At 68.2% G+C, this 12,347-nt stretch carries 11 protein-coding genes; 6 read left to right on the top strand and 5 right to left on the bottom strand.

What is annotated here, in order from left to right:
- Positions 1 to 4 precede the first annotated feature (4 nt).
- Genes ACTHK2_RS17090 through ACTHK2_RS17100 form a run of 3 tightly spaced genes read right to left on the bottom strand, consistent with a single transcriptional unit; the run spans position 5 to position 4,521 of the window.
- Positions 5 to 1,462: a hypothetical protein gene (locus ACTHK2_RS17090; RefSeq protein WP_440246944.1), complete on the bottom strand. Its 1,458-nt coding sequence runs from the start codon at positions 1,460 to 1,462 to the stop codon at positions 5 to 7.
- A 21-nt stretch (positions 1,463 to 1,483) separates the two neighbouring features.
- A complete protein-coding gene (locus tag ACTHK2_RS17095; protein WP_440246945.1) occupies positions 1,484 to 3,031 on the bottom strand; it encodes a TonB-dependent receptor in 1,548 nt (515 codons plus the stop codon).
- On the bottom strand, positions 3,028 to 4,521 hold the full coding sequence (locus ACTHK2_RS17100; protein WP_440246946.1) for a transglutaminase-like domain-containing protein: 1,494 nt from the start codon (positions 4,519 to 4,521) through the stop codon (positions 3,028 to 3,030). The genes ACTHK2_RS17095 and ACTHK2_RS17100 overlap by 4 nt, the downstream gene beginning before the upstream one ends.
- Before the next feature lie 167 nt (positions 4,522 to 4,688).
- Here ACTHK2_RS17100 and ACTHK2_RS17105 point away from each other — a divergent pair, with 167 nt between their 5' ends.
- Genes ACTHK2_RS17105 through ACTHK2_RS17130 form a run of 6 tightly spaced genes read left to right on the top strand, consistent with a single transcriptional unit; the run spans position 4,689 to position 11,287 of the window.
- Complete coding sequence (locus ACTHK2_RS17105) at positions 4,689 to 5,840, top strand: DUF819 family protein (protein ID WP_440246947.1); 1,152 nt, start codon at positions 4,689 to 4,691, stop codon at positions 5,838 to 5,840.
- A 12-nt stretch (positions 5,841 to 5,852) separates the two neighbouring features.
- Positions 5,853 to 7,289, top strand: a complete 1,437-nt coding sequence (locus ACTHK2_RS17110) for an SH3 domain-containing protein (protein WP_440246948.1) — start codon at positions 5,853 to 5,855, stop codon at positions 7,287 to 7,289.
- Positions 7,286 to 8,380, top strand: coding sequence for a dipeptide epimerase (locus ACTHK2_RS17115; RefSeq protein WP_440246949.1), 1,095 nt, complete (start codon positions 7,286 to 7,288; stop codon positions 8,378 to 8,380). The genes ACTHK2_RS17110 and ACTHK2_RS17115 overlap by 4 nt, the downstream gene beginning before the upstream one ends.
- A gap of 13 nt (positions 8,381 to 8,393) precedes the next feature.
- A complete protein-coding gene (locus ACTHK2_RS17120; protein WP_440246950.1) occupies positions 8,394 to 9,236 on the top strand; it encodes a MurR/RpiR family transcriptional regulator in 843 nt (280 codons plus the stop codon).
- An 8-nt stretch (positions 9,237 to 9,244) separates the two neighbouring features.
- Complete coding sequence (locus ACTHK2_RS17125) at positions 9,245 to 10,015, top strand: L,D-transpeptidase family protein (RefSeq protein ID WP_440246951.1); 771 nt, start codon at positions 9,245 to 9,247, stop codon at positions 10,013 to 10,015.
- 30 nt (positions 10,016 to 10,045) lie between these two features.
- The gene (locus ACTHK2_RS17130) at positions 10,046 to 11,287 is read left to right on the top strand and encodes a dicarboxylate/amino acid:cation symporter (protein WP_440246952.1); all 1,242 of its coding nucleotides are present in this window, start codon (positions 10,046 to 10,048) and stop codon (positions 11,285 to 11,287) included.
- Positions 11,288 to 11,359: 72 nt separating this feature from the next.
- Here the strand turns inward: ACTHK2_RS17130 and ACTHK2_RS17135 are convergent, their stop codons facing one another.
- Both ACTHK2_RS17135 and ACTHK2_RS17140 read right to left on the bottom strand, forming a co-directional pair.
- Complete coding sequence (locus ACTHK2_RS17135) at positions 11,360 to 11,893, bottom strand: DUF4142 domain-containing protein (protein ID WP_440246953.1); 534 nt, start codon at positions 11,891 to 11,893, stop codon at positions 11,360 to 11,362.
- Positions 11,894 to 12,050: 157 nt separating this feature from the next.
- Positions 12,051 to 12,347: hypothetical protein (locus ACTHK2_RS17140; protein ID WP_440246954.1), on the bottom strand; the 297-nt coding region annotated here is incomplete at its 5' end.

Here is a 12,347-nt window from a genome sequence, read left to right on the forward strand (position 1 = left end):
CACATCAGAAATCGGCGGAAACGGTGAGTTGGGCGTAACGCGGCGACTGGTAGCCCGAGCCCTGCCGCCAGGTCGGGTTGAGGAAGCCGATGTCGGACTCCCGCTCTTCGTCGACCGACAGCACGCGCTGCTGGTCGAGCAGGTTGTAGACGGCGAGCTTCACCCGCACGTTGGTGCTGCCGAACGAGCGCAGCCAGGTGATGCTGGCACCGAGGTCGTAGGTCCATGGCAGGCGGCCACCGGCGCCGCGCGCGCTGTGCGCGTAGATGCGCTGCGACGGCAGGTAGTCGATGTGCTCCCCGGTCTCGGGATCTTCGTAGTACGTGCAGCGATCGATGCAGACGTAGTTGCTGTGGTAGTTGGTGCCGTCGAACGGATTGCCGACGCCGAATGCACTGACCGGGCGACCGGACATTGCGGTGAGCGTTCCGCCGAGCTGCCAGTGCTCGGTGATGCCGTAGATGCCGCGCAGCTTGAGCTGGTGCCTGCGATCATTCGGCAGGTAACCGTAGCCCCGCCAGTTGACCCACGGGTCGTCGAAATTCTCGGTGCGGCCCGTGTCGGAGAAGCCGGTGTCCGAATTGACCGGTCCTTCGGCATTGCCCTGGCTGAAGGAGAGCGTGTAGCTCGCGTTGAATGCCCACTTGCCGTCCCACGCGCGGTCGATCTGCAGGTCCAGCGCCTTGTAGGTCCGCCGCGGCTTGACCCAGCCGTGTTCGCCGACGTAGTTGCCGTCGTCGTCGTACATCGCCCAGCCCGCACGCGACGTGTCGATCGTGACGTAGCCGTCCGGCGTGCCGTCGCAATCGGTGTCCGTGTAGACGGTCGCGTCCTCGCCGGGGTTGCCCATGATGTAGCCGATGTAGCCCGGCTCGCCGTCGCAGAGGATGCCGTTGGAGGTGAGCTCCATGTCGTCGATCGCATGCGTGAGGCGGCGGTAGGTGCCGCGCACGCCCCACGACCACGTGTCGTCGAGCATCGACTGGAAGCCGAGGATCGCCTCGTCCTGGTGCACGGTCTTGATGTCGGCGTCGACCTCGCCACGCAGGTCGCCGACGGTGCCGTCGCCCTGCGAATCGTCGACCGGCCCGATCTGCTGGCCGAGGATCGGCCGGTAGTAGGTCGAGCCGTTGTATTCGAACGGCTCGAGACCGCCGAACGCGTAGAACGTGCGTTCGTCGCGGAAGCCGCCGGCCTGCTTGATGTTGATGACGTTCGCGACCGGCAGGAAGTAACGGCCGAGGTTGCCGAACAGCTTGCTGCGGCCGTCGCCCTTGACGTCCCAGGAGAAGCCCATGCGCGGCGCGACGTTGTTGTCGGACTCGATGTAGCTGTCGCCGTCGGAATTGCGGTTGTCGAAGCCTTCGCGGCGCAGGCCGAAGTTGAGGACGAGGTCGGGCGTCACCGACCAGTTGTCCTCGATGTAGTACGCGTCGGCGAGCGTCTGGAACCGCCCATCCACTTCGTTCGTGCGCGTGCGCACTTAGCCGGTGACGCCGTCCGGGACGACGCCGCCGTTGGCGAGCGTCGCGCCGGGCGTCGTGTCGCGGATCTCGTAAAGCAGGCGGTCCGGCCCCGGATAGAACTGGCGGTGGTTGGATGTGTTGTCCTCGCGATCGAGGCCGAAGCGCAGCAGGTGGTCGCCGAGCTTCCATTCGAAGTCCGCGCGCGCGGCCTTGCGTTCGTCGACGCGCGACGTGACGCTCGCGCTCGCGGTGCAGCCGACGTCGCCGTCGCCGACCTCGCGCAGGTCGCGGATGCGCGAGCACTCGATGTCGTTGGTGCTGTTGACGCTGAAGTCGCGCTTGTTCTGTCCGTACATGAGCTTCATCGACAGGCCGTCGAAAAGATAGGACGTGTACGTCGCCGACCAGTTCTTGCCGCCATGATCGAGGAACTGCGTGTTCTGCTGGTGGCCGCGCGAGCCGCTGTCGAGATCGAACGGATAGATCTTCGTGGTCGTGCGGTCCTTGTCGGAGAACGCGAGCAGTTCCAGCAGGTTCTCGTCGTTGATCTGCCAGTCGACCTTGGCGCCCCAAAAACCGTCGTCGGACTTGCCGTCGTTGATGAGATTGCCGGAGCTGCTCGTATTGGTCGGCTCGTAGCTGCGCGGCTCGACCATCACGAAGAAGAACAGCTTGTCCTTGATCAGCGGGCCCGATGCGTACAGGTTCAGGCTGCTGCGGTCGTATTCGTCGTGGCTGGACACGTAGTAAGGGTGGCCTGCCGCGTCGTAGTGATCCTTGCCCTCGGCCTGCAGGAAGCTCGGCTCCCATACGCCTTCGACACCGAACTTGAATTCGTTCGTACCCGAGCGCGTGACCGCATTGATGACGCCGCCGGTGCTGCGGCCGAATTCGACCGAGTAGCCGCCGGTCTTGACCTGGAACTCCTTGTAGAACGCGTACGGCACTTCCGAGAAGCCGATGCGGTTGTAGAAGTCGGTGACGTTGAGGCCGTTGATGTAGGTGGTGTTCTCCGCGACCGACGAACCGCCGAACGAGATGCCGCTGAAATCGCCCTTGACGACGCCGGGTGCGAGCAGCGCGACCGATTGCGCGTTGCGCTCCACCGGGAGGCGGTTGAGTTCCTCGCGCGTGAGGTTCGTCGCCGATTCGACCGACGACACGTCGACCGCCGTGACCACCCCGCTCGCGGTCACCTTGACCGCCTCGAGCGTCGCCGCGCCGGCGCCGAGCACGATGTCGGCGGTAGTCGTGTTGCCGAGCCCGACCGTGACGTCGTCGAGCGTCGTCATCGGCGAACCGGGCTGCCCCGCCTCGACCGTGTACTTGCCGACCGGCAGGAACGGGAAGCGGTAGCTGCCGTCGCGCTCGACCTTGACCGAACGCGTGAAGCCGGTTTCCGGATTGCGCACGGTCACCTGCGTGCCCTCGAGCGACCCGCCCGTCACATGGCCGGCCAGGGCGCCGTCGCCGCTGGCGGCGAAGGCGGGAATGCCCGCGAGCGACGCGATGCCGCTCGCGATGCAGATGCACAGCGCGGTGCGGTGAAGCAGGATCGTTCTCATGTCCCCTCCCCAGAGTCGGCGTGATCGTTCGGCCCGTGCGCGCCCTGCCGCCTCGGCAGCACCTGCCACGTGAAGTCGTAATCCCACTGGTCGAAATACAGGTTGCCGCCGCTCCACTCGACCTCGCCGCGTTGCAGGTCGACCGTTTCGGAGCGGAAATGCGTCTTCGGCGGCACGAGCTCACGGCCGTAGTCGTCGTTGAAGGCGATGCGGTAGGCGTCGAGGCCGCCGAGGTAGAAACCCGCGATCGCGGGGTCGTCGCTGTCGAGCTGGCCGAACGTCACGTCCATCGGCACCCAGCCGTACGGCGCGATGTAGAGCCAGCCCCAGTCGTGCATGTTGTCGTAGCCGGCGTCGGAATAGATCCAGCCGGACTGCCAGCGCGACGGGATGCCATTCATGCGCAGCAGGGTCATCAGCAGCAAGGTTTGCTGCCCGCAGTCGGCATGGCCGGCGTGCAACGCGTACTCGCTGATGTTGCTGATCGTCGAATACTCGCGCGCACCCGCCCACGGGATGCGGTCGACCGCTGCGTAGAGTTTCTGCGCGATGCGCCAGGGGTTCTTCTCCTCGCCGACGATCTGCCGCGAGAAGAGCTGCAGCGATTCGCTGAACACGACGTGCGGCGGGCGCTCGGCGAGGTACGGCGCGAGTTCGGGCGTGGCGGCCGCCGGCACGACCTTGTCCGCATCGACCGCGTGGTACTGCGCATGGACGTCGAGTTCGTAGGTGACCGAGAACGTCGTCGCCTCGCCCGCCTTCGCGCGCGCCTCGAGGTAGACCGTGCGCTGCAATGCCGACGCCGGTGCGAGCACGTGCCTGCGCGGCACGCTCGCTTCGAAGCGGAGATGCTCCTGCTGCCCGGCGATCTCGCGCGGATACGGCAGCCACGCGCGCACGATCTCGCCCGCGGGCACTGCGTCGGCGTGAACGCTGATCGATTGGGTCACGCGCACGTGGCGCGGTGCGACACTGCTGCGCCCGCTCGCGAGCGCCGCGTCGCGCACTTCGCGGTGGTGCGCATTGGCGACTTCCATCGGGCCGACCTGCGGCGGCGCGGCCTTCACGCGACGCGCGCGCGCGGCTTCGCCGAGCAGGAAGAGGTTCGACGGCGCGCGCTTGAAATAGCGCAGCTCGCCATCGATGAACTGGTGTTCGAGCAGGCCGGCCGCGTCCCACGCGGCAAACTCGGCATCGTCGAGGTCGGGGATCTGCTGCCTCACGCGCGCCTTCGTCGCGTCCGCGTCGAGGCTGAAGTCGAGGCGGATGCGGCGCATGCGTTCGCGCTGGAATTCGAGTACGGACCGCGTCGTCGCATCGGTGCCGGCGTGTGCAAGCGCAGCGGCGATCGCCGATTCGGCGGCCTTGAACTGCCCCGCGTCGACCATCGCAATGATCGCCGCGGGCGCGGCCAGGTCCTGCGCCTGCGCAACGCCGCCGCACATGAGCAGGGCGAGCAGCAGGAGGCGAAGGCGTCGCCGACGCGGCATGGGCGCGACCGTTGCGGATGCGTTGGCCACCGAGAGTGTCCCCAGTACAACCCCGGCCGCCTGTGTAACATGCTTGCAAAGGACCGTCAATAATTTATGCTTCGCTTACGAGCTAACGGAATTATCTATTCTGTGATCGTCGTCGATGCTGTGTCCGAGGACAGGAAATGATCCATACGGCATGGCCCTACCTGGCCCTGATGCTGCTCGCGGCCGGCGTGTTTCCGGCGCTCGAACGGCGCTACGGCTGGCGTGGCTTCGCGGTGCTGCCGCCGATCGTGCTCACGTACCTGCTCGTCACCGCGCTCGCCGCGGTCGGGGTGTGGAAGATCACGCCCGAGATCCGCGACGTGCAGTCGGCACTGATCTCGCGACTCGTGCCCGCGCTGCTGTTCCTGCTCATGATCACCTGCGACCTGCGCGCGATCGTCGCGCTCGGACCACGCGTGCTCGCGGTGTTCGCGTGCACCACGGTGAGTCTGTTCGTCGCGTTCATCACGACGTGGCTGCTGTTCCGCCATGCATTGCCGGTTGACGGCTGGCAGCCGCTCGCGGCGCTCGGCGGCAGCTGGGTCGGCGGTACCGCGAACATGATCGCGGTGAAGCAGTCGATCGGCATGCCCGATTCGCTGCTCGCGATGTCGCTGCTCACCGATGCGCTCTGTTATTCGATGTGGGTGGTGGTGCTGTTTTCCGTCGCACGGCTCGCGCCGGCGTTCAACGCGTGGACGCGGGCACGCTCAAGTGCCGAACTCACGGTCGAGGCCACGGCGCCGACGGGTGCGACGACGCCGGATGCGGTGCTGCTCTGGTGCGGCTCGGCGTTGTTCGTCGCGGTCGCCGCGGCAGGGATCGCGTCGCGCCTGCCGGCGATGGGCATGGTGTCGGCGACGACCTGGACCGTCCTGCTCGCGACGCTCGCCGGGCTCGTTGTCGCGCACACGCCGCTCGCGCGCTTCCCGGGCGCCTCTTCGATTTCTGGCGCGCTGCTGATCCTCGTCGTCGCGGTGCTCGCCTCGCAGAGCAATTTCGACGGCATCGCGAGCGCGCCGCTGTACCTCGCTTGCGGCGTCACGATCATCGGGCTGCATGCGCTGCTGCTCGTGCTTGCGGCGCGCGCGTTCCGTTTCGACCTGTACCTGTGCGGCATCTGCTCGCTCGCGCACATCGGCGGCGTCGCCGCGACGCCGATCCTCGCCGCGAGCTACTCGCGCGCGCTGGTGCCGGTCGGCGTACTGCTCGCGCTGCTCGGCTACATCCTCGGCACCGGTTTCGGCCTGCTGGTCGCCGCCATCCTGTCACGACTGGCCCTCGCCTGATCCGGTTCCTCCATGAATGCGCCCTTCCCTTCCCTCTTCATCGCCGCGCTGCTCGCCACGGCGACATGCGCTCAGGCGCGCGCCGATGATGCGGCGCCATGGCCGGTACCGGAGCACGGCGTGATCGGCGTCGACGACGCCAAGCTCACGCCCGGCTACTGGATCGCACGCCTCGCCGAGCCGGACCGCGTCGTGCTCGACGCCGCCGCGATCGCCGCCGACAACGCGCGCTTGCGCACGCTCGATCCCTCGATGCACGACCTGCGTGCGTTGCCTGCGCGGCTCGACCGCGCGCTCGTCGCGGGCTGGATCGAGGCGCTGTCGGGCGACGTCGACGAGCCGCTGCACGACACCGACGGCCAACCGGTTGCTGCGACGGCGCGCGCCGAATGGCTCGCCAATCGCGCCGTCGACGCGATCGCCGAATCCGCCGATGCGCGCTACGGCCTCGTCGTCGCGCGCGCGGACCTGCGCCGCTTCCCGACCACGACGCGCGTCTTCAGCGAACCCGGCGACACCGACATCGACCGATTCCAGGAGAGCGCGCTGTTCCCCGGCACGCCGGTCGTGATCGCGCATGCGAGCCGCGACGGCCGCTGGTGGTTCGTGGTGAGTCCGCTGTACGCCGCGTGGATCGAACGCCGCCTCGTCGCCGAAGGCGCCGCGCGCGAGGTGTTCGCCTACGTAGATCGCACCCCTTACCGCATCGTCACCGGCGCGACCGTCACGACGGTCGCGACGCCCGAGCAACCGGCCGTGTCGCGCCTGCAGTTGGACATGAGCACGCGCGTGCCCGTGCTCGCCGACTGGCCGGCCGATCGACCGGTCAATGGCGAGCACCCGTACAGCTCGCACGTGATCCAGCTGCCGCTGCGCCGCGACGACGGCACGCTCGCGTTCACGCCCGCGCTGCTGCAGAAGCGCATGGACACCAACGGCGATTACCTGCCGCTCACGCGCGCGAACCTGCTGCGCCAGGCGTTCAAGTTCCTCGGCGAACGCTACGGCTGGGGCCACTCCTACGATGCGCGCGACTGCAGCGGCTTCGTCTCGGACGTCTACCGCAGCATGGGCGTGCAGATGCCGCGCAACACGCGCGACCAGAGCCTCAGCGCGGGCCTGCGCCACACCGCGTTCGGCGACGCCGACGACCATGCCGCCCGCGTCGCCGCGGCACGCGCGCTCGAAGTCGGCGATCTCGTCTACATCCCGGGCCACGTGATGATGGCGATCGGCAACGTCGACGGCGAGCCCTACGTGATCCACGACACCACCGGCTTCAGCTACCGCCGGCAGGACGGGACGATGGCGCGCGTGCACCTCAACGCGGTCTCGGTCTCGCCGCTGCTGCCGCTGCAGTTCAACGACGAGGATTACTACGTCGACCGCATGACGAGCATCGTGCGGATCCGCCCCGACGCCACCAAGGATGCGACGACCCGGCCATGAAGATCACCGACATCCGTTTCGGCATGCTGCGCGTGCCCCTCAAGACGCCGTTCAAGACCGCGCTGCGCACGGTCGACATGGTCGAGGACATCGTCGTCATGGTGAATACCGACACCGGCCATGTCGGCTACGGCGAGGCGCCCGCGACCGCGGTGATCACCGGCGACACGCACGGCTCGATCGTCGAGGCGATCCGCCACTACATCACGCCGCGCCTGATCGGCGCCGACGTCGCGGACCTCAACCGCATCACGCGCCTGATCCAGGGCGCGATGGAGAAGAATTCGAGCGCGAAGGCGGCGGTCGAGATCGCGGTATACGACCTGTTCGGGCAGCTCTACGGCGCGCCGCTGTACCGCCTGCTCGGGGGCGGCGATCCTGTCATCACGACCGACATCACGATCAGCGTCGACTACATCGACAAGATGGTCGCCGATTCGATCGCGGCGGTGGATCGCGGCTTCGAGTCACTGAAGATCAAGGTCGGCAAGGACATCGGCGTCGACATCGAGCGGGTCAAGGCGATCTATGCCGCGGTCGAGGGCCGCGCGCTGCTGCGCCTGGACGCCAACCAGGGCTGGACCGCCAAGCAGGCGGTGTACGCGCTGCAGACGCTCGAGGACGCCGGCGTGCGGCTCGAGCTGGTCGAGCAGCCGGTCAAGGCACAGGACCTCGACGGCATGAAGTACGTGACCGAGCGCGTGCACACGCCGATCATGGCCGACGAGAGCGTGTTCGGCCCGACCGAAGTGATCGAGTTGATCCGCATGCGTGCCGCCGACATCATCAACATCAAGCTCATGAAGACCGGCGGCATTTCCAACGCGATCCGCATCGCCGACATCGCGGCGATGTACGAGGTCGAATGCATGATCGGCTGCATGCTCGAAACCAGCATCAGCGTCGCCGCGGCCGTGCATGTCGCGGTGGCGAAGGCGCACGCGATCACCAAGGTCGACCTCGACGGCCCGTCGCTGTGCGCGTTCAACCCGGTCGACGGCGGCGTCATCTTCAACGAGTCGGAGATCAGCGTGACCGACGCGCCCGGCCTCGGCATCCGCGAAATCCGCGGCCTCGAGATGCTCGCCTGAGCACGGCACGGCCATGTCGCCCCTCCTGAAGATCCGCGCCGAGCGCGACCAGATGTCCGCGATCGAGCGCCGCATCGCCGACTACATCCTCGACAACGCGCACCTCCTGCGCGACTACTCCTCGCAGCAGCTCGCCAATGCGCTGAAGATCAGCCAGTCGAGCGTGGTCAAGTTCAGCCAGAAACTCGGCTTCAAGGGCTACCCGGACCTCAAGTACTCGGTCGGCGAATCGATCGCGCGCGGTGACGGCGAGGCGAACGGCGGCGCCGAACCCGCACGCGACGATCCGCATGCCGCGCTCGCCGAAAGCCTCTGGCATCGCAAGTCGCAGGCGGAGCAGGAAACGCGCCTGATCAATCCGGCCGGTCGCATCGATGCGATCGCCGCGGCGATCGCTTCTGCCGGCAAGGTATTCGTCATCGGCCTCGGCGAAGACGGCATCCCCGCGCGCGCATTCGCGATCCGCCTATCGTTGCTCGACATCCTCACCGTGCATCACTTCGACCCGGTGCTCATGGCCGCGGGCATCGCCGGCGCGAGCGCGGGCGACGTGCTGTTCGCGTTCTCCGAACACGGCAACCAGCCCGCGCTCTGCCAGATCGGGCGGCAGTTCCGCGAGCGCCAGGGCAAGCTCGTTTCGGTGACGCGGCATACCGCCAATGCGCTGTGCACGATCGCCGACTTCCCGTTGCTGGTCTCGGCGCACGACGAGCGCGCGCACATCGAACCGCTGCTGTATCAATCGGCACTGCGCCACCTGCTCGACATGATCTTCGTGCTGCTGTGCGAGAGCGGCGAACGCCTGGCGCGGCTCGACGGCAACCTCGAGCGCATCCGCAACATGCTCGAGCACTGAGGCGGACAATGCACATCGCCCGATCCGCACTTCGCGTACTCGCCTGCGCCATCGCCGGCGTACTCGGCGCCTGTTCGCACGTGCCGCGCTCGGCCGGATCGGCATGGGCCGGCGCGCGCCAGCTCGTGCTCGTGACGACGGAGGACTGGAATGCGTCACGGGGCACGTTGCGCGTGTACGAGCGTGCGCCAGCGAGCGACTGGCAGGGGCAGGACTCCTTTCCCGTCACGATCGGCCGCAACGGCTCGGCCTGGGGCGTCGGCCTGCATCCGGATCAATCGGGACCACGCAAGCGCGAAGGTGACGGCCGCAGCCCTGCCGGCGTTTTCGCGATCGGCACCGCGTTCGGCTATGCCTCGAGCGTGACTACGGGCCTCGCCTACGCGCCGATGGACGAAGGCCACTGGTGCATCGACGACGACGCATCGCCGCTCTACAACCGCATCGTCGATGCGCGCGACGTCGGCGCGGCCGCGGTAGCGGGTTCGACCGAGCCGATGCGGCGCGACCTGCACGCGCACGGCGACATGCGCTATGCGCTCGGTTTCGTGATCTGGCACAACCCGCGCGGCGAACATGGCGCGGGCAGCTGCATCTTCGCGCACGTCTGGCGCGACGCCGGCACGACCGCGGGTTGTACGGCGATGGAAGCCGCTGCGATGGAGCGCCTGCTCGCGGTGCTGCGCGCCGACGCCGATCCCGTATTCGTGCTGCTGCCGTGGCCGGAGTACCGTCGCCTGCAGGCCGGTTGGCGCTTGCCGGCGGTCGCGCAGCCGTAGCCCTCCCCCCTTCCACCACCGGTGCCCCGCATGTCGAACACGCTTCGCATCCTGCTCGGTCTGGCCGCGGGCGCAACCGTCGGCCTGCTGCTAGCCTGGCTCGCACCCGCCGTCGCCGCGCAAGCCACCGCGCTGGCGCAGCCGATCGGGCACCTGTGGCTGAACGCCTTGCAAATGACCGTCGTGCCGCTCGTGTTCGCCCTGGTCGTGATCGGTGTCGGTGCCGCCAATGACGCGGCCGCATCCGGGCGCATCGCGCGGCGCGCGATCATCGTGTTCGCGCTGCTGCTGACCGCAGGCGCCGTGTTCGCGGCGATCGTCGATCCATTGCTGCTGTCGCTGCTTCCGCGCGACCCGATCGCGATAGAAAGACTGCGCTCAGCGATCCCGTCCGGCGCGAGCGCGCCGCCCGCGGTCGGTTTCGGCGACTGGTTCGCGGGCGTAATCCCGGCCAATGCGATCGCGGCCGCGGCGCAGAGCGCGATGCTGCCGCTGGTTGTGTTCGCATTGTTCTTCGGCTTCGCACTCACGCGCATCGAGGCGGGCCGGCGCGAGCGCATGATCGAATTCTTCCAGGCGATCGCCGACACGATGATCGTGATCGTGCGCTGGGTGCTGTGGGCGGCACCGCTCGGCGTGTTCGCGCTGATCTTCGCGGTCTGCGCCCATGCCGGCGCGGGCGTGCTGAGTGCGCTCGGCGGATACATCGCGATGCAATGCGCCACATACGCGGCAATGGCGCTGCTGCTCTATCCGCTCGCGATCGTCGTTGGCCGCGAAGCACCACGCCGCTGGATCGCCGGCCTGTTGCCGGCGCAGGTCGTCGCGGCTAGCACGCAGTCCTCGCTCGCGTCGCTGTCCGCGATGCTCGAGAGCGCGCGCGATCGGCTCGGTCACCCGCGATCGGTCTCCGCACTCGTGTTGCCGATGGCGGTGTCGCTGTTCCGCCTGACGAGCCCGATGCAATACATCGGCGCGGCATCGTTCGTCGCCTGGATCCATGGCGTCGACGTGCCGCTCGCGCAGCTCGCGCTGGCCACCGCACTCGCGGTCGTGCTGAGCCTCGGCGCCGTCGGCCTCCCCGGCCAGGTCAGCTTCATGGCGGCGACGATGCCGGTCACCTCGACGATGGGCCTGCCGATCGAGCCGCTCGGCCTGCTGCTCGCGGTGGACACCGTGCCGGACGTGTTCGCGACGGTCGGCAACGTGACCGGTGACCTCACGGCGAACAGCCTCGTCGCGCGTGGCGTGCGCGACGGGGCCGGGACATAGGTCGACGCATCCGACCGCGGCTGGGCGCCGCGGTGCGTGGCCGCGGCGCGTGTGCCGTGATCGGCGCCGCCGTCATTCGCGGGCGAGTCCAGCGCGCGCGAGGCGATCCTCCGCCTGGCGCTGGTTGCTGCGCAGCGCCGGCAGCATCGTCTCGGCATACTGGCGGATGTCCGGATCGCGGCTCGTGTCGCGCGCGGCCTCGTACAGCGCGATCATGTCGGCACTGTCGCGCGCGAGATCCTCGACGTACATGCGATCGACGTTGACGTCGCGGCGCAGGAGGTCGTCGGCCTCCGACTGCGCACGCGCCGACATGCGGTGATCGAGGTCGACGTTCTTCGCGGCCGCGAGCATGCGCAGCGCATCATCGGCCTTGCGATGGCTGCTGAGCACGTTCTCGGCGAGCGAACGCACGCTGGTACGGTCACGCCCGGTGACGCGCATCGCGAACGTGAGCTGGTCGATGTTGGCGGTGTCCGCCGTACGCAGGAACTCGACGTCGGCGGGGTCGAGGGCGCCGGGCGGTACTTCGATCGCCTCGCGCATCTGCGCGCTCGCGCCGAACGAAAGGACCGCGAGAGCCGCGGCGAAAAGGATGTTGCGCATGGTCGTCTCCTCGTGGGAAGAAGAAGCGACCCGACTATTGAAAGACCCGCCTTAACGCCGCGTATGCACGCGCGGCCGCGGTCGGGAGGGATTCATCTTCGCGGCGAACGACTCGCGGCCATCGGCCGATGCGCCTACGCGATGCGCTCGCGCGCGTTCACTCTTCTTCCTGTCCGTCCGCGGCCCCGACGGCGTCGCGCAGCGGTCGATCGCGCAGCAGGTGCACACGCATCGCCTGTTCATCGGCCGGTGTCGGCGCACCCGCGAACGTGACGGCGCCCGCGATGCGCTGCGCGACCGGCACGCCGTCGCGATACAGCACGCGGGAGGCCGCGACGTGCGGCACCTTGTCGCCGGCGAGCAGGCCGCCCGTGAGATTGAGCGGATCGGCGCCACTCAGGCAGACGAAACGGCCTTCGAGTGGTCGCTGGCGTACCGCGCGCAGCGCGGCGAC

This window comes from Dokdonella sp. (assembly GCF_051958935.1).
Lineage (GTDB): Bacteria > Pseudomonadota > Gammaproteobacteria > Xanthomonadales > Rhodanobacteraceae > Dokdonella_A.